The sequence below is a fragment of the Mesorhizobium sp. M0898 genome, from assembly GCF_040319695.1.
Lineage (GTDB): Bacteria > Pseudomonadota > Alphaproteobacteria > Rhizobiales > Rhizobiaceae > Mesorhizobium.
The window spans coordinates 96,438-116,998 of sequence record NZ_JAMYOE010000012.1; the positions used below are offsets into that span (position 1 = coordinate 96,438).

Genomic DNA, 20,561 nt, shown 5'->3' on the forward strand with positions numbered 1-20,561 from the left:
TCGGCGCTGCGCGCCGATCCACCTTCTCCCACAAGGGGAGAAGGAGGCGCTACTACCTCACCCTGCCGACATCCGCGCCAGCTGCAAATCGACAAACTGGATGCCCCGCGCGGCCGTGCGCGCCCATTCGGAATTGGCGTCGAGCTCGAGATAGCGCACCCAGCGACGCCGCGCCTCGGCGAGATTGCCGGCGTCGAACTCCAGCCTCGCAAGGTTGAATACCGCATCGGCATAATCAGCGTCCAATGCGATCGCCTTGAGCAAATGGCGGCGCGCCGAGGCTACCCGCCCCTCCTCGCTCATCAGCCCGGCGAGATTGAACCAGGCCTCGACGAAGCCGGGATCGAGCTTTATCGCGCGGGCATAGTCGTGCGCCGCCTCGGCCGCCTGGCCGGCGGCGCGCAGGCAGTTGGCGCGGTTGAAGGCGGCGATGGCATCGCTTGGGTCGATGGCCAGGCAGCGCTGGTAGAGCGCCGCCGCCTGCTCGTGCTCTTCAGCCCCTTCCGCCGCCTCGGCATCGGCGAACAGCTCTTCCAGCGTGTCGTCATCCTGCGTTCCCAGATCGAACAGCAGCTGGCCGTCGAGTTCGCTCTGGCCGCCTTCGAGATAGATCGCATCGGCCCGCCCGTGCTGCGAGCCGACGGCGAGCGACTTGGCGGTGAGCGAGGCGACCGGGCCTGAGCGGTGCACCGAGCGCGCAATCGCCCCCCACGAGGCGCCGCCGGCAACCAGCCCGGCATATTTGCGGGCGAGGATCAGGTCGCGAAAGGAATACGGTTCGCAATCATGCTCGAAGGCATCGAACAGCGACAAAAGGTCGAGATCCTCGCCGGTCAGCCGCGACTGGTCGATCAGCGACTGCCGCGACAGCGCAGAAGCCTCCGGCGCCTTCATCAATCCGAGCAGGCGCAGGAAGCCGTTCTCGCTGACCAGCTTGCGCCCGGCCGCGCGCTCCGCAGCAGCCCGACGCTCGATCTCGCCATCGCCGGCTTTGGCGAGCAACTTGCGGCCCAACACGACATGTGTGGTGCGCCGAGTGACCCCGCGCCGCAACTGGCCGTGCTGGCGCTCGACCTCGCGCGCCGCCAGCCTGAGCGGAAAGGCCGCCAGCGCGCCGACGATGCCGAAGACCGTGCCGGCGAGAGCCGTCACGCCTTGCTCTTGCCGACGGCTTTGAGAAGGTTCGCCTTGAGCGGGTTTTCCTTGGCCGCGCCAGCGCCGGCCTTGGCGGATTTCGCCGCGGGCTTGGCCGTTTCATCGGCCTTGCTCTTCGACTTGGCCGGCGGTTTGGCCGATTGCGACAGGCTCGCCTTCAGCGCATCCATGAGATTGATGACATTGCCGCGCTCGGGGGCCGCCGCGATGATCGGCTTATGGCCCTTCAGCTTCTCGCGGATCATCGCCATCAGCGCGATCTCGTAGCGGTCCTCGTAATTCTTCGGATCGAAGGTGGTTTCCTTTTGCTTGATCAGCGCCTCGGCCAATTGCAGCATTTCGGGATCGGGGTTTCCGGCCGGGATATTGCCGAAATACTCAGCCGTGCCACGCACTTCGTTCGGATTCCTCAAGGTGCAGACGAACATGCCGTTCTCGCGCGCGCCGATCGTCACCACGCGCTCGCGGCTGGACAGCACCAGGCGGGCGATCGCCAGCTTGCCGGATTTGCGCATGGCTTCGCGCAGCACGGCGAAGGTCTCCTCGGCCATTGCGCCGTCCGGCGCCAGGTAATAGGGCGCGTCCTGATAGATGACGTCGACCGAATGCTCGTCGACAAAAGCCTCGATGTTCATCGTATGGTTGGATTCGATGCGCACCGCATCGAGATCGGAGTCCTCGATGATGATGTACTGCTTGTCCTCGTATTCGTAGCCCTTGACCAGGTCCGAACGCTCGACCAGCCCGAGCTCGGGGTCGACCGGCTTCATGTTGATGCGGTTGTGCGTCTTCTTGTGCAGCTGGTTGAAGCTGATGCGTTCACTCGCGCTCGTCGCCGGATAGAGCCGGACCGGACAGCTGACCAGACTGAGCTTGAGGTAACCTTTCCAACTTGCCCTGGGCGCCATGAATACTCCTACGCGGCCTTGTGCTGTCGAACTGTTCGCAGCGTTCATTCGTCCCGAGGACGAATGCGGCTGCCGAAATCCTACATTGCCCTTACAATACCGGCAAATCCCTAGCGAAATCTTCCTCCGCCGGAGCCCCTGCAGGTAAGAGGTCCGTGGCGAAGAATAATTCAAATTTTCCGGAGCGTCGATGGAGTCTGGGGCCGCGCCGGCACGACTACCTCGCGGTGCCTATCACCGGCAAATCCCGGGCGAAATCTTCCATGTCGGCCCAAGGGTCGCCTGACGTCGCCAGCAGGCCCGGCAATGACGAATAATTCAGATCCTGCGGGGCGTCGATGGTCGCCAGGTCGCTCCAGCTCACCGGCGTCGAGGCCGGCAAATTGGTGCGGGCGCGCAGCGAATAGGGAGCCGCCGAGGTGTGGCCGCGCGCATTGCGGTGATAATCGATGAAGATGCGCCGCTTCCGGTTATCCTTGCCCATGGTGGTGGTGAAAGTGTCGGGCGCGGTGGCGGCAAGATGCGTCGAGATGGCGCTGGTCGCCTGGTGCAGTTTCTTCCAGTTCTGCTTTTGCGTCACCGGCACTGATATGTGGATGCCGTGGCCGCCGGACGTCTTGGCGAACGGCACCAGCCCTAGCGCTTCCAGCTCGCCCTTAATGTGCACCGCCGCCTCAACCACCTCGCGCCAGGCGATCCCCTCGCCCGGGTCGAGGTCGAAAACGATCAGGTCCGGCTTGTCGAGCCGCGTGCGATGGGTGCCCCAGGTGTGGAACTCGACGACACCGAACTGCGCCAGCGCCAGATAGCCCTTGGCGTCTTCCACCGAGAGATAGGATTTGGTCTCGCCCTCCGAATTGGTTGCTTCGAAAGTCGCCACGGAGGGCGGCATGCCGGTGAAGGCGTGGCGCTGGAAGAAACAGTCCTGCGGCCTGCCGGTCGGGCAGCGCACCAGCGACACCGGCCGGCCGAGAATGTGCGGCAGCATGAAATCGCCGACCAGCGCATAATAGACGGCAATGTCGAGCTTGGTCGGGCCGGTCTTGCCGAACAGCCGCCGCGTCGGGTTGGTCACCCAGATGGTGGCGAGGTCGGCCTCGGCGATCAGCCGCTTGCGCTTGGCCGAAACCGGCGTCGACAGGCCGACGTCGCGCAGGCCGCGGAACACGGCATGGCGCAGCGCATTGTCGGTAGTCCGGTTGGCGTAGTGGATATGCGCCGAAAGCAGCGGCCGCACCCATTTCATCTCGCGCATGATTTCGCGCGGAACGCCTTCCGGCGCGGACGCCCCGGCGCGCAACGGCTCCAGCCGCGCCAGCAACTCGCCGGCGGTGGCGGCGTCGAAGCCGGTGCCGACCTTGCCGCGATAGTGCAATTCGCCATCCTCGAATTCGCCGAGGCCGAGTGCGGCCAGCCCCTCGGCCGCATCGGAGACTGTGTAGCCGGCGATGACGAAGTCGCCGGTCTGAAGCGCCTTGGTCTTGGTCCAGGTCTTGGTACGGCCGCTCTGGTAGATTGCCGTGGCGCGCTTGGAGACGACACCCTCGAGCCCCATCTCGGACGCCTGGTCATAAAGTGCCTGGCCGTCTCCTTCGACATGATCGCTGAGCTGGATGGCCGAATTGGCGCCGAGACCGGACAGCAATTGCGAAAGCAGCGCCTTGCGCCGGCGGAGCGGCGCTTGTCTCAGGTCCCAGCCGTCGAGATACAGAAGATCGAAGGCGTAGAAGTGGAGTTTGTTGCCGGCGCCTTCGGCCAGCGCATTCTGCAAAAGGGCAAAGCGGCTGATGCCCTTGGCGTCGAGCGCGACGACCTCGCCGTCGATGATCGCCTCGCGGCACGGCAGCCTGGCGAAGGCAAGCGGCAGGTCGCCATAGCGCTTCGTCCAGTCGAGGCCGGCGCGGGTGATCAGCCTGACTGCGCCGTTAGCGAGATGCGCCATGGTGCGGTAGCCATCGAATTTGATCTCGTGCAGCCAGACTTCGCCCGTTCGGGCCGCTGGGTCATCGCCGCCCGGCGGTTTCGAAACCTGCGTCGCCAGTTGCGGCTCGATGCGGGTGGGCAGCGGCGCCTTGACGGCGCCCGGCAAAGCACCTGGCTTCAGCACCACCGGCCTGGCAGGCTTGGCGGCCGGCTTCGGCGTTGCCGCCAGTTCCTCGATGCGGCGTCCGGATTTGACGCTTTCCGGCCGGGCTTCCAGTATGTCGAGCTTGGCGTCGGCGGCGAGATCGCGCTCCTTGAACAGCAGCCAGTTCTTCTTGCCCGCATCCTCGCCGGGCTTCGGTTTCAGCCGCGTCAGCATCCAGCCGCCATTCAGCTTTTCGCCGGCGAGGCGGAACTTGAAGGAACCGGTGCGCAGGCTCTTCTCGACATCGTCCATCGGCGCCCAGACGCCGGTGTCCCAGACGATCATCGGCCCGCCGCCATATTCGCCTTCGGGAATGACACCTTCGAAGTCGATATACTCGAGCGGATGGTCCTCGGTCTCGACCGCCAGCCGTTTGTCGGCGGGGTTGAGCGACGGGCCGCGCGGCACCGCCCAGCTCTTCAGCACGTCGCCGACCTGCAGGCGAAGGTCGTAGTGGTCGGCGGTGGCGTGGTGCTTGTGAACGACGAAGCGGTTGCCTTCCCCGGCAACCAGCCCGCCGGCGGGTTCCGGCGTCCTCGTGAACTCGCGCTTGGCGCGATAGGCCTTGAGCTTTGGCGGGGCGGTCACGGCCACATGCTCTTGCGCAAAAACAACGGCTTGATGCGCATGTCTTGAATCATTTTGTCAGCATGCGGCAGGTCGGCGTCATGCCGCTCAATCGTCGGTGGCCGGCGTCAATTCGAGCTCGGCCGGCGACAGGCCCTGCTGCAGCTGGCTGAGCCGGAATTCGTCGACCCAATAGGCCTCGCCGTTGACCAGCACCCGCGCGCTGTAGCTGCCGGCCGAAAAACGCTGCGCGGTGATGTACACCTTGTGGCGGTCGAGCGCGTTCCGCACCGCGGCGCGCTTGGATTTCTGACTGGCGACGGAACTGGCCATGCTGGTTACTCACGCACAAGCCGCAAGGCGGCGTGCCTTAAGGATGGCCGAGAGCGTGTCGGCTGTCAATTTGGCGGTCGCTGCGAGCCGCGCGCGGTAGCGCGTTCTTGCGCAAAGCTCCGGCCTTGGCTAGCATCCGCCGGCAGGCACCGAGCGGAGGAGAACGTCGCGGTGGACCGGCTGGAGCGCCGTTGCGTCCCTTCAAACACGAGTTGGGCGCTCGAAGGACACTCCATTTTTGAATCGACGCAAGGAACCTTCCGGAAAACCCATTCCGGTTTCGGGGTCGTGCGCTCATCTGGGAGGAGACTAAATTGATCAACAGACGTGAATTCCTGCTGTCGACCGCGGCGATGGCCGCTTTGGCGCTGGCCGCTCCGCAACTGGCTTTTGCCCAGGACAAGCTGACCATCCTGGGTTCGGTGCCGAGCCTCGGCTTTCCGTTCTTCGTGCACATGCTGAACCAGATCAAGGCGGAAGCCCAGGCGCAGGGCGTCAACCTGGTCGAAAGCGACGGCCAGAATTCGGCGCCCAAGCAGACCGCCGATATCGAAGCGGCGCTCGTGCAGAAGGTCAACGCCATCGTCATCTCGCCGCTCGACGTCAATGCGCTGGCCCCAGCCATCGAGGAAGCGGTCAAGGCCGGCGTTCCCGTCGTCACCATCGACCGCCGTGTCGAAGGCGTCGAGGGCATCCTTGCCCATGTCGGCGCCGACAACGTCAAGGGCGGCGAGGCCGAAGCGAAGGCCATGGTGGCGGCATTCCCGAACGGCGCCAAGATCTTCCATCTGCAGGGCCAGCCCGGTGCCGGCCCGGCGATCGACCGCAACAAGGGTGTGCACAACGTCCTCGATCCGATGAAGGACAAGTACCAGATCATCTTCGAGCAGACCGCCAACTTCGCCCGCGCCGAGGCGCTGTCCGTCACCGAGGCCGGCCTTGCCGCCAACGGCAAGCCCGACGCGATCATCTGCGCCAATGACGACATGGCGCTTGGCGCGGTTGAAGCCTGCGCGGCGCGCAACTTCACCGACGTCAAGATCTACGGCTTCGACGCGCTTCCCGAAGCGCTGGTCGCCGTGCGCGACGGCAAGCTGGCCGGAACGGTCGAGCAATTCCCCGGCGAACAATCGCGCACTGCGGTGCAGATCGCGGTCGCTTACGCCAGGGACAAGACCGAGCCGAAGGAAAAGCTGGTGCTTTTGACGCCGATCGTCATCGGCAAGGACAATCTCGACAAGGCGGAGAGGCTGGGCGAGACGAAGTAAGGTTGCACAAAGGGCGCGCAGCGGCAAAAGTAGCATTCTGTCGCGCCCCCCCTCTGCCCTGCCGGGCATCTCCCCCCACTTGGGGGGAGATCGGAAGCTTCGCCGATGGCGCCTTTTCTGCAACGCAGGAAGGTTGGCGAAAGACATCCAATCTCCCCCCTCGTGGGGAGATGTCAGGCAGGACAGAGGGGGGCGCTGTCCCGCCGACAATCGCAATCCAGGAGCAAACTTTGCCCAAGGCAGCCGCCATCGCGCCCTCTCCCGCCCTGCTCACCGTCGAGGGCGTGACCAAGCGCTTTGCCGGCGTCACCGCGCTGAACGACGTTTCGCTCGAAGTCCGCCCCGGCGAGATTCTCGGCCTGCTCGGCGAGAACGGAGCCGGCAAATCGACGCTGCTCAAGATCCTGTCCGGCGTGATGCCGCCGTCCAGCGGCCGCATCGTCTTCGATGGGGTCGAATTCAGCCCGCACAATCCGCAGGATGCCAAGCGCCACGGCATCGTAACAATCTACCAGGAACTGAGCCTGATCCCGACGCTGACCGTGGCGGAGAATATCTTCATCGGTCGCGCGCCGCTCGGCCGGTTCGGGCTGGTCAGCTGGCGGAAGATGGAGGAAGATTCGCGCGCGATCATCGCTCGCGTCGGCCTCGACCTCGACCCGGCGACGCCGGTGTCGGCGCTGTCGGTGGCCGAGCAGCAGCTGGTCGAGATCGCCCGCGCGCTGTCGCTGAAGAGCCGCTTGATCATCATGGACGAGCCGACCTCGGCGCTGACCGAAACCGAAGTGCACAGGCTGATGTCGATCATGGACCGGCTGCGCAAGGATGGCGTCGCCATCATGTTCGTCACCCACCGGCTGGAGGAGGCCTCGGCGATCTGCGACCGCATGACGGTGCTGCGCGACGGCAGGCTGGCCGGCCATCTCGACCGCGAAGGCGGGCCGATCAAACTGCCGAAGATCATCGAGAAGATGGTCGGCCGCGCCGCTTCCGAGCTCTATGCCAGGCCGACGCAGCGCGACGTCGCCGGCGACGTCCGGCTCTCGGTGCGCGGCCTGCGCACGGTGCGCGATCCGCAGGCGCCGCACGCCATCGTGCTCGAAGGCGTCGATCTCGACCTCAAGGCGGGCGAAATCCTCGGCGTCGCCGGGCTCGTCGGCTCCGGCCGCACCGAGCTCGCCCGCGCCATCTTCGGCGCCGACCGCATTGCCGCCGGCACCATCAGGCTCGACGGCAAGCCGATCGCGCCCGCCTCACCCGCCGACGCCATCGAGCTCGGCATCGGCCTGGTGCCGGAGGACCGCAAGCACCAGGCAATCTTCGCAGCACTCGCCATCCTCACCAATTTCTCGATCGCCGCGCTCGACCGCTACTCCAGTGTCGGCTTCATGGCCGAGCGGCGCGAACGCGAGGCGCTGGCGAACTACAGGAAGATGCTGTCGATCCGCATGGCTTCGCCCGAGCAGGCGATCGAGGGCCTGTCCGGCGGCAACCAGCAGAAGGTGATCCTTGCCCGCTGGCTGGCGCGCGATCCCAAGGTACTGATCGTCGATGAACCGACGCGCGGCGTCGATGTCGGCGCCAAGGCGGAAGTGCACCAGATCCTGGTGGAGCTCGCCGCGCGCGGCATCGCCATCATGATGATCTCGTCCGAGCTGCCCGAAGTGCTTGCGGTGTCGGACAGGATCGTCACCATGCGGCGCGGGCGCATTACCGGCGAGATGCCCGGCGTCGAGGCGACCGAGGAGAAATTGATGGAACTGATGGCGCTCGACCAGAAGCAGGAAGCAACGCAATGACCAGCACGACCGAACGGAGCCAGCGCGGCGGTGTCAATATTGCGCGGCTGCTGATGAGTTTCGGCCCACTGATGTTCCTGGCGTTGCTGATCGTCGTCTTCACCGTGCTGAAGCCGAGCTTCATCGACCCGATCAACCTGTTCAACATCATGCGCCAGATCTCGATCACCGGCCTGATCGCGCTTGGCATGACCTTCGTCATCCTCACCGCCGGCATCGACCTGTCGGTCGGCTCGCTGCTCGCCTTCTGCGGCATGGTCGCGGCGGTGGTGGCCAAGGGCGGCACCGCCAACACGCTGTCGCTGTCGACAACGGGCACGCAGGGCTATGGCTGGTTCGCCGCCCTTCTCGCGGCCGTCGTCGTCGGTGCCGTGGCCGGCGGCGTCCAGGGCTTTGCCATCACCAGGCTGAAAGTGCCGCCCTTCGTCGTCACGCTTGGCGGCCTCACCGTGTTTCGCGGCCTGACCTTGACGATTTCCAATGGCGGCCCGATTTCCGGCTTCGACGCCTCGATGCGCTGGTTCGGTACCGGCCTGATCGGCCCGGTTCCGGTGCCGGCGATCATCTTCGCGATTGCCGCGATCCTTTGCCATATCGTGCTGCGCTACACACGTTACGGCCGCGCGGTCTATGCCGTCGGCGGCAATGCCGAGGCGGCACGGCTCTCCGGCCTGCGTGTCGACCGCATCCTGATCTCGGTCTACATTATCGTCGGCTTCTTCGCCGGCCTTGCCGCCTTCGTTTTGTCGGCGCGGCTCAACTCCTCCGAAGCCGTCGCCGGCATCGGCTACGAGCTGACGGTGATCTCGGCGGTCGTTATCGGCGGCACCTCGCTGTTCGGCGGCATCGGCAGCGTCGGCGGCACGGTGGTCGGTGCAGGGCTGATCGGCGTCTTGCAGAACGGGCTGCAGTTCAACAACGTCTCGTCCTACACGCAAAGCATCGTCATCGGCCTGATCCTCATCCTCGCCGTGGCCTTCGACCGCTGGCTGAAATCGCGGGTAAGGCGGTGACCCAAATAAGAACCATGACCGAACAGGACGTTCCGGCGGTGTCGCGGCTGCTTGGAGGGTCCTGGCGACACACCTATTCGCCGATCCTGGGTGCCGAGACGATGGCACGGCTGTCGGATGAGAGGCACGCGCCGGAGCGGCTGGCGGCCGAGCTCGGGGATGACAACAAGATGTCCTTCGTCGCCGAGCGGGCTGACGGCTCGCTCGCCGGTTATGCGATGGCAGCGATGGACGACAAAGGCGAGGTCATGCTCGAGCGGCTCCATATAGACAAAACAGAGTACGGCACCGGCCTTGCCGCCGACCTGCTGCATGCCGTTCTTGCCGCGCATGCGGGTATTCCCAGCATCGCCCTGGAAGTGATCGAGGGCAACGACCGCGCAATCGCCTTCTATCGCAAGCACGGCTTCGAGGTCGTCGAGCGCCGGCCGGCTGCACACGGGGTGGGCGGCCATGCCTCGCTGATCATGCGCCGGCTGCTACCGATGGCTTAGTAGGCGAAAGCGGCTGAGCGCGTAATCTCCCCCCTCGAGGGGGAGATGGCCGGCAGGCCAGAGGGGATAGCCGCGCGTGAGGCGCCAACTTTCTCTTTCGTCCAACATGGCGTCGCGCCAGGACGTACCGACCCCCTCTGTCGCCTTCGGCGACATCTCCCCCTCAAGGGGGGAGATTGGCGACTTCTCCAACCGCTCAGGCCGGGGCGTTGACGCGCTGTGCGCGCGTTGCCCAGTCGGCAACCGTGGCGCCAGCAACGCTCTCGCCGGCAACCGTCCCGTTCGTCTGCGGCGCAAGCAGGTCGTTGCGGCGGGCGAAGGCAACGAAGGTGGCGCGCGCCGTCTCGGCGTCGATCTCTCCTTCCAGTGCTGCACGGCACGCTTTTGCGGCGATGTCATGCGCGGCCGTCCGGCTCGTTGCCGGCCACTCAGCCAAAAGTGCATAAGCCTCAGCCGCGCTTTCTATCTTCGTCGGCGTACCGAGGCCGGTGAGGATGGTAACCGGCTTGTCGAACGAAGCACGATCCATGACACTCTCCTTTCCTGGCTCAATCGGCTCCTTTCGGAACTCAACCGCGCGGGCGCTTCGATCCGCCTGCAGGACGGCGTCGATCGACGAATGCAATACGGCTTGCATGCCCGGCCGCGGCAGCAGCCGATGCACCTTGACCAGCGCCTCGAGCCAGGCCGCCACGCCCAGCGGCGGATGTTCGCGCCCGTAGAGCCACGCCTTTGCCTTGGCGAGCGGGTATCCCGCCTCTTCGGCGAAATCGGTTTCCGACCAACGCAGCAGGCGCAGGCATTCGCGCATCCGCGCCGCGATCATTTGCGCTCCTCCGTGCCGGCCCCCACGCGTTGAGCCGACAGAAACATCAGCGTGTAGGCCGCCTTGCGGCGGTCCCAGCCGGCCGACTCGGCCATATCCAGCAAGCCGTCGACCAAAGGCGCCAGCGCCGCCCTGCAGTCGGCTTCATAGTTGAAATCGTTTTTCGGGCGGGTCGGCGCCGCGATCTTTCCAAAACTGTCCATCATATCCATGGCAACACCTGCTCAGCATTAGTCCCGGACCGGCAAGACCGTGCCCGCTTTTGGCGGACACGGTCCATCTGCCGTTTCGAAGTCGCGCTTTGGAAGCCTGGCCTTAGAAGTCCATGCCGCCACCGCCGGGCATGGCCGGCGCGGCAGCTTCCTTCTTCGGCTTCTCGGCCACCATCGCCTCGGTCGTCACCAGCAGGCCGGCAACGGAGGCGGCACCCTGCAGGGCAGTGCGCACGACCTTGGCCGGGTCGATGACGCCTTGACTGTAGAGGTCGCCGAACTCGTTGGTCTGCGCGTTCCAGCCATAGCCGAAGTCGGTCGTCTCGCGCAGCTTGCCGACGATGATCGAACCTTCGGCGCCGGCATTCTCGGCGATCTGGCGCACCGGCGCTTCGATGGCGCGACGCACGATGTCGACACCGGTCTTCTGATCGGGATTGTCGACGACGACATTATCGAGCGCCTTCGCCGCTCTCAACAGCGCCACGCCGCCGCCGGGCAGGATGCCCTCCTCAACCGCCGCGCGTGTGGCGTGCATGGCGTCGTCGACGCGATCCTTGCGCTCCTTGACCTCGATCTCGGTCGAGCCGCCGACACGGATGACGGCGACGCCGCCGGCGAGCTTGGCCAACCGCTCCTGCAGCTTTTCGCGGTCGTAGTCGGAGGTGGTTTCCTCGATCTGCGCCTTGATCTGGCTGATGCGCGCATGGATTTCATCCTTGCGGCCGGCGCCGTCGACGATGGTGGTGTTCTCCTTCTCGATCAGCACCTTCTTGGCGCGGCCGAGCATCTCCAGTGTGACGTTCTCGAGCTTGATGCCGAGGTCCTCCGAGATCGCCGTGCCGCCGGTCAGGATGGCAATATCCTCCAGCATGGCCTTGCGGCGATCGCCGAAGCCCGGTGCCTTGACGGCCGCGACCTTCAGGCCGCCGCGCAGCTTGTTGACGACCAGCGTCGCCAGCGCCTCGCCCTCGACGTCCTCGGCGATGATCAACAGCGGCTTGCCGGATTGCACGGCGGCTTCGAGCACAGGAAGCATGGCCTGCAGGTTGGACAGCTTCTTCTCGTGGATCAGCACATAGGGTTCTTCGAGTTCGACGCGCATCTTATCCTGATTGGTGATGAAATAGGGCGAGAGGTACCCACGGTCGAACTGCATGCCTTCGACCACTTCCAACTCGGTCTCAGCGGTCTTCGCTTCCTCGACAGTGATGACACCCTCATTGCCAACCTTTTCCATCGCCTCTGCGAGGAAGCGGCCGATCTCGGCATCGCCATTGGCAGAGATGGCGCCGACCTGAGCGATTTCGTCGTTCCTGGTCACCTTGCGGGCATTGGATTTCAGGTCGGCGACCACGGCGTCGACCGCCTTGTCGATGCCGCGCTTCAAATCCATCGGGTTCATGCCGGCAGCGACCGCCTTGGCCCCTTCCCTGACAATGGCCTGAGCAAGAATCGTCGCGGTCGTGGTGCCATCGCCTGCGGTGTCGCTGGTCTTCGAAGCAACTTCGCGGACCATCTGAGCGCCCATGTTCTCGAACTTGTCCTCGAGCTCGATCTCTTTTGCCACCGTCACGCCGTCCTTGGTGATGCGCGGCGCGCCGAACGATTTGTCGAAGACAACGTTGCGGCCCTTGGGACCGAGCGTCACCTTCACCGCATTGGCAAGCATATCGACACCGCGTAACATCTTCTCGCGGGCTTCGGTATGAAATTTCACATCTTTGGCAGCCATTGGAACACTCCTCGATAGGCAGCTTTTCGTTGACTGGAATGCTTGTTCAGGCCCCGCTCAGGCAGCCTTCTTCATCTCGCCCGTGGCTTCGATCACGCCCAGCACGTCGCTCTCTTTCATGATGAGCAGATCCTCGCCATTGAGCTTGATCTCGGTGCCGGACCATTTGCCGAACAAAATGCGGTCGCCGACCTTGACGTCGAGCGGCTGCAATTGGCCGCTGTCGTCGCGCGCGCCCGGACCGGCGGCAATGACCTCGCCCTCCTGCGGCTTCTCCTTGGCGGTGTCGGGGATGATGATGCCGCCCGCGGTCTTTTCGTCGACCTCGATGCGGCGGACCAGGATGCGGTCATGCAATGGACGGAACGCCATGTCGTTCTCCTCTCGGGACAAACAGATTTTCGAACATCCTCCTGACCGGACCGGCAATATCGGCCCGGCACGGGGTGCGCGATCCCTTCTTCAAGCATCGCGCGCATACGAACTAGTCGCGCTTTTTTCAGCTTTCAAGAGGATCATGCAAAAATTTTAGCACTCGACGCCTGAGAGTGCCAATACGCTGTAATTGTTCGCACATTCGCCGTTTCCGGCGCGATGACCCGGCCGGATTTCCAAATCTGTCCGTCTCCTGAGCCGCTTGCCGGCGGCTGGAACCTATGTGGAAGGCGAGGCGTTTTGCAGACCGAGGTTCATTGGGAAAGGAAGGATTGCATGACCAGCAGGGACTTTCAGCTCCAGATGCAAGGGTTTGGCCTCACCACGGCGGAGATCCACTACCGTCTGCCCGATCATCGAAGCCTGCTTCAGCTCTATATCTGGCAGGAATACGATATCGCCCCTGATTTCCCGACGCTGAAGCATTTCCTCGATTTCTGGGAGCGCGAGATCGAAGGCCCGCTGCATTCGGTGCGCGTGGCTCATCACCGTCTGATCCAACCGTCCGAATGGCGGGCCGTAAACGGCATTATCACCGTCCACTGAGGAGCAAGCCGATCTGCCGCCAGACAGCAAACAAAGTGCCTCCGAAGCGGGGGAAAGAGGTAGCTGACTCTCCCCCACTTGTTTTGGATCTCACAATATCGGAGGGCGTCCGGACTAGCCGGCGTGGTCGACAGGCTTGCGGGCGAGCAATCCAGCCTTGCGCGCCGCCCTGACGAAGGCCTTGCGCGCATCACGCGCGGTGCGCCAGCCGTCGAGCGCATCGCGGCAGGTCCGATAGGCGGTGCGCCAGCTCCGGCCGCGTGCACGGTCCGGCCACTGCTGGCGCATGCATTCGATGGCTTCCCAACTGCTGGCGACCTTGCGCTCGCTGGATTGGAATTTCAACGTGATCGGCTCGGCGAAGCGGACGTCGTCCATCACTTCCTCCTTGTTTTCTGATCGTCTTCTTGTTTGAGCAAGCAACGTTGTGCTGGCGGCACCGGCGGCCGGCCGGCGCCGCTGAAGGACATGGTTCGTCCCCTTGCGCGGTTCAAGAGCATCGCGCAACAGCCGGTTATTCCTCCTCGTCCGGCCCTTGCAGCAGTTCGATCAGCGTCGCTACCCTTGCCGTCGGCAGCGGTCGGCCCTCGTTCACCAGCGCCTCGTCGGCGGCGATCCAGGCCAGGGCCTCGCGCAATTCCTGGACCGTCCCGTCCGTCGCCGCAATGTCGGCGATCACGGCTTCGTCGACCGGGCCCAGCACAGAAATGATCTCGTCGCGTGTCATGGTCAGCTCCATCTGCGAGTGCCGGGAACGGGCCCGGCAACACAAGAAATCTGGGTCTTGACCTGCTGCAGACAATAACCGGCCGGGGAAGTCAGCGTTGGCAATTGAAACCAGACAGGCGATCTCCTGCCGGACATCTCCCCACTTGTGGCGAGATTGGCAGCCTCGCCGAACCGATCGAAAACCGGCCCGAAAAACCGGCAACGCGAGAGCCACCGGGTCTTGACTTGCGGCGGACAATAACCAGATCGAAGGCACCGGTCGCCGAAATGGGGCCGGCGGAACCAGGGAGCGCCAGCTCTTTGGCGCCCCTCGTATCTATGTTGCTCGATGGAGGATGTAGCTATGAGAACCGCATTCGACTTTTCCCCGCTCTATCGGTCGAGCATCGGCTTCGACCGCGTCTTCAACCTGCTGGAAAATGCTCCGCAGGCCTTCGACGCCTGGCCGCCCTATGACATCGCGCGCAGCGGCGAGAACAACTACCGCGTCACCATCGCCGTAGCCGGGTTTTCCGAGGACGACCTCGAAATCACTCATGAACCCAACCTCCTGATTGTCTCCGGCCAGCACAAGGAGCCGGACAACGCGGAGTATCTGCATCATGGCCTCGCCACACGGCCCTTTACCCGCCGTTTCGAGCTTGCCGATCACGTCAAGGTCGCAGGCGCCTCGCTCGACAACGGCCTGCTCAGCATCGATCTGGTACGTGAGGTGCCAGAGGAGATGAAGCCTCGGCGCATCGCCATCGCGACCGATGTCGCCTCGCCGAAGACCGGGCCGAAGGTCGCGCAGGGCGAAGCAAACAAGCAGGCTGCCTGAATGCACCAGTCGAGAAAGGAGACTATGCAATGGCTATTCGTGATCTCATTCCGTGGGGCCGGGAGAACAATCAGCCCCCCAGCCTGTTCCGCAACGGCGACGGCGATCCCTTCCTGACGCTGCATCGCGAAATGAACCGCCTGTTCGACGAGGCGTTCCGCGGCTTCGACACGAGGCTGCCGTCGCTCGGTGGCTTCTCCGCTGCCCGCGCCAGCTGGCCGAGTGTCGAAATCTCCGATAGCGAAAAGGAGATCCGCGTCACCGCCGAGATCCCCGGCATGGACGAGAAAGACGTCGAGTTGCTGCTCGATGACGGTGTGCTGACGCTGCGCGGCGAGAAGCGCGAAGAGACCGAGGACAAGGACAGGCAGTTCTCCGAACGCTTCTATGGCCGTTTCGAGCGGCGTATCCCGCTCGGCTACGAAGTCGACGAAGACAAGGTGAACGCCGCGTTCCGGAACGGTGTGCTCAGCGTGACGCTGCCCAAGACGGAGCGCGCCCAGGCAAAGGCCAAGCGTATCGCCATCACCGGCGGCGACGGCAAGTCCTGACGGCTCGTAGGACGACGCCCCTTCTGCCTGCCGGTTCCGGCGGGCAGAAGCGGGCAAATGTCGATGACCCGTTCTCCCGACGCTCCGGTTCCGCCTGACCAGGCGCAGCACGCCCTGCAGTGCCTGACGACCGAGCATTTCGTGCTGCAAAACGCTCGCGCCGCGACCATTCAGGAAGCGAACCAGAGAGCCGATCTGTTCCTGACCTCGGTCTCAAGCGCAACGATTGCCTTGTCCTTCGTCGCGCAGGTCACGGAGATGGGCAGGCCGTTCGTGTTGTTCAGCCTGATCTTGCTGCCTTGCCTTTTCTTCATCGGACTGGTCACCTTTGTGCGCGCGGTGCAGGTTGCCATCGAGGACATGGTGCATGCCCGCGGCATGGCCAGGATCCGCCACTATTTCGTCGAACTGGCGCCGGTCCTGCAAAGATACCTCGTCAATTCCACGCATGACGACCCCTCGGCGGTGCTGGTCGACAAGGGCCTCAGACCCTCGCCGCTGCAATATTTCATGACCACCGCGGGGATGGTGGGCACGATCAACGGCGCCATTGCCGGCGTCTTCACCGGCATCGTTGTTAAGTCCGCTTTCGGCGGGGGCATGTCGCCCGGCGTGATTTGCGGGCTGGCGGTCTTCGCGACATGCATTCTCATCCTGCGGCGCTATCATAGTCGCGCCTGGGCGGCGGCCGAAGAAAGCTTGCCCGCACGGTTCCCGGGCAACAATGGCAGGGAAAGCTAGCGCCGACATATCCGGATGTCGAAAAGTGGCAGGGCGCCGCCCTTGCGTCTTGCGCGCCAATTGACCATCCTCGCCAACATCATTTGCACCGCGGCCGGGGGGTTCGCATATGCCGACGCTTTATGCGCTGAAACCGGCCTTCCAGGCCAGGCTGCGGCCGCTTGCCGATGGCCTGGCCAGGGCCGGCGTCACCGCCAACCAGATCACACTGCTGGCCGCTGCCCTCTCGCTCGCCGCCGGCCTTGCGGTGGCAGTCCTTGCAGGCCATCGCGCGGTCTTTCTGCTGATGCCGCTCGTGCTGTTTGCGCGAATGGCGCTGAATGCCATCGACGGCATGCTCGCAAGGGAACATGGCCAGGCCTCGAAGCTCGGCATGTATCTCAACGAGCTTTGTGATGTCGTCTCCGATCTCGCTTTGATCCTGGCCTTTGCCGTCATTTTTCCTGCCTGGGGCGTCGTTGCATTCGCGATCGCGGCTATGATCGCGGAGTTCGCCGGCGTGCTCGGCATCGCCGCCGGAACCGGGCGCAACTATGCCGGCCCGTTCGGCAAAAGCGACCGGGCGCTGGCGCTCGGCATCCTCGCCGTGCTTATCGCGTCCGGCCTGTGGGTCCCGGCGCTCACGCCGCTCGTGTTTCCGGCCATGGCTACACTCTCGCTGGCGACCGCCATCAACCGGATACGCAGCGGCCTTAACGGGAGCGGCAGCTGAATTCCGGTCTCGCCAGGGAGAACAACATGCTTCACCAACAGACGGTTGCCGCAGTGGCTTCAGCCAATATCGAGCGGGTGGCGCAGGAGCGCAGCTTCAAGAGCCATGACGGCACCGAGATCTTCTACCGCTATTGGCCGGCGCTGTCGGAAAACCGCAAGGGCGCCATCCTGCTGTTCCATCGCGGCCACGAGCATGGCGGCCGCATGGCGCATCTGGTCGACGAGCTGCAGATGCCTGATCACGCCTTCTATGCCTGGGACGCGCGCGGCAATGGCCGCTCCGCCGGCGAACGCGGCTATGCGCCGTCGTTTGCGGCGCTGGTGCGCGACATCGATTGCTTCGTGCGCGAGATCAGCAGCGACGGCTTTGCCCGGCGCGACATCGCGCTGATCGCGCAATCCTTCGGCGCCGTGCTTGCCGCCGCCTGGGTGCATGACTATGCGCCTGACATTCGTGCCCTGGTGCTGGCCTCGCCGGCCTTCTCGGTCAAGCTCTACGTACCCTTCGCCAAGCAGGGCATTGCGTTGTGGCAGAAGCTGAAGGGCCGCTTCTTCGTCAATTCCTACGTCAAGGCGAAATTCCTGACGCATGACCCCGAGCGCATCGCCTCCTTCGACGCCGACCCGCTGATCACCCGGCCGATCGCCTCCAACATCCTGGTCGAGCTCTACGACCATGCCGCGCGCATCGTCGCCGACGCCCGCGCCATCACCGTGCCGACACAGCTTTTGATCTCCAGCAGCGACTGGGTGGTGCGCCATGGACCGCAGCACGAGTTTTTCGTCAATCTGGCGAGCCCGGCCAAGGAGCGGCACGTGCTGCCCGGCTTCTTCCACGACACGCTGGGCGAGCGCGACCGCCACAAGGCACTCGACCTGATCAGGCCTTTCCTCGAAAAGCAGTTCACAGCGCCGGAAAAGCCGGTCGACCTGACCGAGGCCGACCGTGCCGGCTACACACGCGACGAGGCCGACCGGCTGGCCTCGCCGCTGCCGCTGCTGTCTCCCAAGGGGCTCTACTGGGCAATGAGCCGCGCCTCGATCCGCATGGGCGCCTGGCTGTCGTCCGGCATGAAGACGGGGATTGCCACCGGCTTCGATTCCGGCTCGACGCTCGACTATGTCTATGAGAACGAGGCGCGCGGCATCAGCCCCATCGGCCGCATGATCGACCGCACCTTTCTCGATGCCGTCGGCTGGCGCGGCATCCGCCAGCGCAAGCTGCATCTGGAGGAGCTGATCGGCAGCGCCGCCGCCTCGCTCAAGGCCGCCGGCCGGCCGGTCCATATCGTCGATATCGCCGCCGGCCATGGCCGCTACGTGCTCGATGCCGTGCAGAAAGGCGCCGCGCCGCCGGCAAGCGTACGGCTGCAGGATTTCTCCGAGCTGAACGTCTCGCTCGGCCGCAAGCTGATCGCCGAGCGCAAGCTGCCGGCGACCGTCTCGTTCCATCAAGGTGACGCCTTCGACGCCACGATGCTGGCCGGGCTCGACCCGGCGCCGGATCTCGCCATCGTCTCGGGGCTCTACGAATTGTTTTCCGACAATGCCATGATCGCCCGCTCGCTCGGTGGACTGGCCAGCGCCATGCAGCCCGGAAGCCTGCTGGTCTACACCAACCAGCCCTGGCATCCGCAGCTCGAGATGATCGCGCGCAGCCTGACCTCGCACCGCGGCGGCCAGGCCTGGGTGATGCGCCGCCGCACGCAGGCCGAGATGGACCAGCTGGTGGCGGCCGCCGGCTTCGAGAAGCTCGACCAGCGCATCGACCAGTGGGGCATCTTCACCGTTTCGGTCGCGCGGCACGTCTGAGCATGGATCTGCCTGCCTGTGCCTCACCTCGCGATGCCCCTGCCCTTCCGGCCTTGCCGCGCGAGCCGTATCCCGGGATCGTCCTGCGCGCCGCATTGTGGCTGGCATTTGTGGCGCCGTTCTTCTACGCCACCTACGGCTTCGCCAACTGGCTGGCGTCGCGGCGCGACGACGTCGGCAGCATCGTCTTTGGCTGGGAGCATGGCATCCCGTTCCTTGCCTGGACGATCGTGCCCTACTGGTCGATCAACCTGTTCTATGGCTTGTCGTTGCTGTTGAACAATTCGAAGAGCGGCGTCGACCGCCTTGCCGGCCGCTATCTGACGGCGCAGATCGTCGCCGTCGCCTGCTTCATCCTGTTCCCGCTGACTGCCACGTTCGTGCGCCCGCAGACGAGCGGCCTGCCCGGCTTCATGTTCGCCGTGCTCGGCGGCTTCGACAAACCCTTCAACCAGGCGCCGTCGCTGCATATCGCGCTGCTGGTCATCATCTGGGACCATTGGCGTCACAGATTGACCGGCATCGCCGGCGTCGCCTGGCATGTCTGGTGTTTCCTGATCGGCGCCTCGGTGCTGACGACGTGGCAGCACCATTTCATCGACATACCGACCGGCGCGCTGCTCGGTCTTTTCGCGCTGTGGCTGTTTCCGCGCGACGGCGCCTTGCCTTTCGCCGGCTTCCGCCTGACCGCGGACCCGAAAGCGCGGCTTCTGGCGCTGTTCTATGCGCTTGGCGCAGCCTTTGCGCTGGCCGGCGCTGCTGCCGGCGCATTGGTCTCGGCGCTATGGCTCATCCTGTTGTGGCCGGCACTGGCGCTGGCCATAGTCGCTTTCGCCTATGCCGGCGCCGGCGCCAAGGTGTTCCAGAAAACAGCCGATGGCCGCGTGTCGCTGGCCAGCCGTCTTCTGCTGTGGCCCTACCGGGTTGCCGCCAAGGTCAATGTGTGGGCATGGACGCGAAAGCTCCCGGCGCAGATCGTCATCGCCGACGGTGTTTCCCTTGGCCGTTTTCCGACCGCCGCCGAGGCCGACGCCTTCGGCACGGTGATCGACCTTGCCGGCGAATTGGAACGGCCGCGTGGCGCCTCGATCCGCTGGCTGAGCCTGCCCATGGTCGACCTTTTGCCGCCGTCTCGCGAGGCGCGTGCGCAAGCGGTGGCGGCGATCGAGACGGCGCGGGGCCAGGGCACGGTGCTGGTCTGCTGTGCGCTCGGCTTCCAGCGCAGCGCCGCCGTCGTCGCCGAATGGCTGGTCGCCAGCGGCCGGGCCGCCACGTCGGATCAGGCGCGAGGCCAGCTCGCCGCCGCGGGCCGGCCTGTGCATCTTGGCATGGACGCGGCGACATGACTGCTTTTCGAGATAAGGCCGAGACGTTCGCCGCCGGACTGATGGTGCAGGTGGCGTGGCCGCTGCTGTTGATTGCTGCTGCCTTGCTGGCGGCGCCGGTCATCGGCCTGGCGGCTGCGCCGCAAACATCGTCGCTGTCCGCGGCGGCCTGGCTGATCGCCGCCGCGGGTGCCATAGCCACAATTATTCTCTCGGCCCTGCTTTTGTTTGACGCGCTGCTGTTCCGGCTGATGGCCAGCCACGCCAGCGAGGCAGGCGGCGCTGCGGCGATCGACGACGTGCTGGCGCGCATGCGGCTGAAACCCACGGCGGCCGGTGGCCGCTCGCTCGACCAGCGGATGGCCGGCACGCGCCGTCTGCTCGCCAAGCAGCGTATCGCCTTCAGCCTGTTCGCGGCGGCCTCGGTCGTCGCGGCATTCTTTTGAGCCC

At 64.8% G+C, this 20,561-nt stretch carries 22 protein-coding genes; 12 read left to right on the plus strand and 10 right to left on the minus strand.

The window, feature by feature from the left end; translation table 11 throughout:
• Positions 1-57: 57 nt before the first annotated feature.
• From NKH90_RS15765 to NKH90_RS15780, 4 genes are all read right to left on the minus strand, one after another.
• Positions 58-1,152: a tetratricopeptide repeat protein gene (locus tag NKH90_RS15765; RefSeq protein ID WP_352820026.1), complete on the minus strand. Its 1,095-nt coding sequence runs from the start codon at positions 1,150-1,152 to the stop codon at positions 58-60.
• Positions 1,149-2,063, minus strand: coding sequence for a non-homologous end joining protein Ku (ku, locus tag NKH90_RS15770; RefSeq protein WP_352501209.1), 915 nt, complete (start codon positions 2,061-2,063; stop codon positions 1,149-1,151). The genes NKH90_RS15765 and ku overlap by 4 nt, the downstream gene beginning before the upstream one ends.
• Positions 2,064-2,280: 217 nt before the next feature.
• Complete coding sequence (ligD, locus tag NKH90_RS15775; protein WP_352820027.1) at positions 2,281-4,779, minus strand: DNA ligase D; 2,499 nt, start codon at positions 4,777-4,779, stop codon at positions 2,281-2,283.
• 87 nt (positions 4,780-4,866) lie between these two features.
• On the minus strand, positions 4,867-5,091 hold the full coding sequence (locus NKH90_RS15780; RefSeq protein ID WP_352472112.1) for a hypothetical protein: 225 nt from the start codon (positions 5,089-5,091) through the stop codon (positions 4,867-4,869).
• Positions 5,092-5,408: 317 nt separating this feature from the next.
• On the opposite strand from NKH90_RS15780, the gene NKH90_RS15785 reads away from it, so the two are divergent.
• The 4 genes from NKH90_RS15785 (at position 5,409) to NKH90_RS15800 (ending at position 9,665) form a co-directional block, all read left to right on the plus strand.
• The gene (locus NKH90_RS15785) at positions 5,409-6,359 is read left to right on the plus strand and encodes a substrate-binding domain-containing protein (RefSeq protein ID WP_352820045.1); all 951 of its coding nucleotides are present in this window, start codon (positions 5,409-5,411) and stop codon (positions 6,357-6,359) included.
• A 230-nt stretch (positions 6,360-6,589) separates the two neighbouring features.
• On the plus strand, positions 6,590-8,158 hold the full coding sequence (locus NKH90_RS15790) for a sugar ABC transporter ATP-binding protein (protein ID WP_352820028.1): 1,569 nt from the start codon (positions 6,590-6,592) through the stop codon (positions 8,156-8,158).
• On the plus strand, positions 8,155-9,171 hold the full coding sequence (locus NKH90_RS15795) for an ABC transporter permease (protein ID WP_254819652.1): 1,017 nt from the start codon (positions 8,155-8,157) through the stop codon (positions 9,169-9,171). Before NKH90_RS15790 ends, NKH90_RS15795 begins: the two co-directional genes overlap by 4 nt.
• The gene (locus NKH90_RS15800; protein ID WP_352820029.1) at positions 9,168-9,665 is read left to right on the plus strand and encodes a GNAT family N-acetyltransferase; all 498 of its coding nucleotides are present in this window, start codon (positions 9,168-9,170) and stop codon (positions 9,663-9,665) included. Before NKH90_RS15795 ends, NKH90_RS15800 begins: the two co-directional genes overlap by 4 nt.
• Before the next feature lie 196 nt (positions 9,666-9,861).
• On the opposite strand, the gene NKH90_RS34865 is transcribed toward NKH90_RS15800, so the two are convergent.
• The 4 genes from NKH90_RS34865 to NKH90_RS15820 form a co-directional block, all read right to left on the minus strand.
• Positions 9,862-10,491, minus strand: coding sequence for a DUF982 domain-containing protein (locus tag NKH90_RS34865; RefSeq protein WP_502893751.1), 630 nt, complete (start codon positions 10,489-10,491; stop codon positions 9,862-9,864).
• On the minus strand, positions 10,488-10,703 hold the full coding sequence (locus tag NKH90_RS15810; RefSeq protein ID WP_254819654.1) for a hypothetical protein: 216 nt from the start codon (positions 10,701-10,703) through the stop codon (positions 10,488-10,490). The genes NKH90_RS34865 and NKH90_RS15810 overlap by 4 nt, the downstream gene beginning before the upstream one ends.
• Positions 10,704-10,806: 103 nt before the next feature.
• A complete protein-coding gene (groL, locus tag NKH90_RS15815) occupies positions 10,807-12,438 on the minus strand; it encodes a chaperonin GroEL (RefSeq protein ID WP_352501213.1) in 1,632 nt (543 codons plus the stop codon).
• A gap of 57 nt (positions 12,439-12,495) precedes the next feature.
• A complete protein-coding gene (locus NKH90_RS15820; protein ID WP_352457303.1) occupies positions 12,496-12,810 on the minus strand; it encodes a co-chaperone GroES in 315 nt (104 codons plus the stop codon).
• A 339-nt stretch (positions 12,811-13,149) separates the two neighbouring features.
• On the opposite strand from NKH90_RS15820, the gene NKH90_RS15825 reads away from it, so the two are divergent.
• Entirely contained in the window at positions 13,150-13,419 is a 270-nt protein-coding gene (locus NKH90_RS15825) for an usg protein (RefSeq protein ID WP_352457304.1), read from the plus strand.
• A gap of 114 nt (positions 13,420-13,533) precedes the next feature.
• On the opposite strand, the gene NKH90_RS15830 is transcribed toward NKH90_RS15825, so the two are convergent.
• On the minus strand, positions 13,534-13,797 hold the full coding sequence (locus tag NKH90_RS15830) for a DUF982 domain-containing protein (RefSeq protein WP_352820030.1): 264 nt from the start codon (positions 13,795-13,797) through the stop codon (positions 13,534-13,536).
• Positions 13,798-13,933: 136 nt separating this feature from the next.
• Positions 13,934-14,146, minus strand: coding sequence for a hypothetical protein (locus NKH90_RS15835; protein ID WP_245274651.1), 213 nt, complete (start codon positions 14,144-14,146; stop codon positions 13,934-13,936).
• Positions 14,147-14,491: 345 nt separating this feature from the next.
• On the opposite strand from NKH90_RS15835, the gene NKH90_RS15840 reads away from it, so the two are divergent.
• The 7 genes from NKH90_RS15840 to NKH90_RS15870 all read left to right on the plus strand — a co-directional run bounded on the left by NKH90_RS15840 (position 14,492) and on the right by NKH90_RS15870 (position 20,557).
• The gene (locus NKH90_RS15840) at positions 14,492-14,968 is read left to right on the plus strand and encodes an Hsp20 family protein (RefSeq protein ID WP_352453511.1); all 477 of its coding nucleotides are present in this window, start codon (positions 14,492-14,494) and stop codon (positions 14,966-14,968) included.
• Positions 14,969-14,997: 29 nt separating this feature from the next.
• Positions 14,998-15,519, plus strand: a complete 522-nt coding sequence (locus tag NKH90_RS15845; RefSeq protein WP_352541166.1) for an Hsp20/alpha crystallin family protein — start codon at positions 14,998-15,000, stop codon at positions 15,517-15,519.
• 63 nt (positions 15,520-15,582) lie between these two features.
• Positions 15,583-16,260, plus strand: a complete 678-nt coding sequence (locus NKH90_RS15850) for a hypothetical protein (protein ID WP_352501215.1) — start codon at positions 15,583-15,585, stop codon at positions 16,258-16,260.
• A 109-nt stretch (positions 16,261-16,369) separates the two neighbouring features.
• Entirely contained in the window at positions 16,370-16,972 is a 603-nt protein-coding gene (locus tag NKH90_RS15855) for a CDP-alcohol phosphatidyltransferase family protein (protein ID WP_352820031.1), read from the plus strand.
• Positions 16,973-16,998: 26 nt separating this feature from the next.
• On the plus strand, positions 16,999-18,786 hold the full coding sequence (locus NKH90_RS15860) for a bifunctional alpha/beta hydrolase/class I SAM-dependent methyltransferase (protein ID WP_352820032.1): 1,788 nt from the start codon (positions 16,999-17,001) through the stop codon (positions 18,784-18,786).
• Positions 18,787-18,788: 2 nt separating this feature from the next.
• Positions 18,789-20,132 (plus strand): phosphatase PAP2/dual specificity phosphatase family protein, encoded by a 1,344-nt coding sequence (locus NKH90_RS15865; RefSeq protein WP_352820033.1) that lies wholly within the window; start codon positions 18,789-18,791, stop codon positions 20,130-20,132.
• Positions 20,129-20,557, plus strand: coding sequence for a hypothetical protein (locus NKH90_RS15870; protein ID WP_352457312.1), 429 nt, complete (start codon positions 20,129-20,131; stop codon positions 20,555-20,557). The genes NKH90_RS15865 and NKH90_RS15870 overlap by 4 nt, the downstream gene beginning before the upstream one ends.
• Positions 20,558-20,561 lie beyond the last annotated feature (4 nt).

Bases quoted from the DNA above. Each gene is read 5' to 3' on its own strand.
- NKH90_RS15850 (WP_352501215.1), top strand. From the start codon at position 15,583: ATGACCCGTTCTCCCGACGCTCCGGTTCCGCCTGACCAGGCGCAGCAC.
- NKH90_RS15820 (WP_352457303.1), bottom strand. From the start codon at position 12,810: ATGGCGTTCCGTCCATTGCATGACCGCATCCTGGTCCGCCGCATCGAG.
- ku (WP_352501209.1), bottom strand. From the start codon at position 2,063: ATGGCGCCCAGGGCAAGTTGGAAAGGTTACCTCAAGCTCAGTCTGGTC.
- NKH90_RS15825 (WP_352457304.1), top strand. From the start codon at position 13,150: ATGACCAGCAGGGACTTTCAGCTCCAGATGCAAGGGTTTGGCCTCACC.
- NKH90_RS15855 (WP_352820031.1), top strand. From the start codon at position 16,370: ATGCCGACGCTTTATGCGCTGAAACCGGCCTTCCAGGCCAGGCTGCGG.
- groL (WP_352501213.1), bottom strand. From the start codon at position 12,438: ATGGCTGCCAAAGATGTGAAATTTCATACCGAAGCCCGCGAGAAGATG.
- NKH90_RS15835 (WP_245274651.1), bottom strand. From the start codon at position 14,146: ATGACACGCGACGAGATCATTTCTGTGCTGGGCCCGGTCGACGAAGCC.
- NKH90_RS15870 (WP_352457312.1), top strand. From the start codon at position 20,129: ATGACTGCTTTTCGAGATAAGGCCGAGACGTTCGCCGCCGGACTGATG.
- NKH90_RS15830 (WP_352820030.1), bottom strand. From the start codon at position 13,797: ATGGACGACGTCCGCTTCGCCGAGCCGATCACGTTGAAATTCCAATCC.
- NKH90_RS15860 (WP_352820032.1), top strand. From the start codon at position 16,999: ATGCTTCACCAACAGACGGTTGCCGCAGTGGCTTCAGCCAATATCGAG.
- NKH90_RS34865 (WP_502893751.1), bottom strand. From the start codon at position 10,491: ATGATCGCGGCGCGGATGCGCGAATGCCTGCGCCTGCTGCGTTGGTCG.
- NKH90_RS15795 (WP_254819652.1), top strand. From the start codon at position 8,155: ATGACCAGCACGACCGAACGGAGCCAGCGCGGCGGTGTCAATATTGCG.
- NKH90_RS15810 (WP_254819654.1), bottom strand. From the start codon at position 10,703: ATGGATATGATGGACAGTTTTGGAAAGATCGCGGCGCCGACCCGCCCG.
- NKH90_RS15780 (WP_352472112.1), bottom strand. From the start codon at position 5,091: ATGGCCAGTTCCGTCGCCAGTCAGAAATCCAAGCGCGCCGCGGTGCGG.
- NKH90_RS15840 (WP_352453511.1), top strand. From the start codon at position 14,492: ATGAGAACCGCATTCGACTTTTCCCCGCTCTATCGGTCGAGCATCGGC.
- NKH90_RS15845 (WP_352541166.1), top strand. From the start codon at position 14,998: ATGGCTATTCGTGATCTCATTCCGTGGGGCCGGGAGAACAATCAGCCC.
- NKH90_RS15865 (WP_352820033.1), top strand. From the start codon at position 18,789: ATGGATCTGCCTGCCTGTGCCTCACCTCGCGATGCCCCTGCCCTTCCG.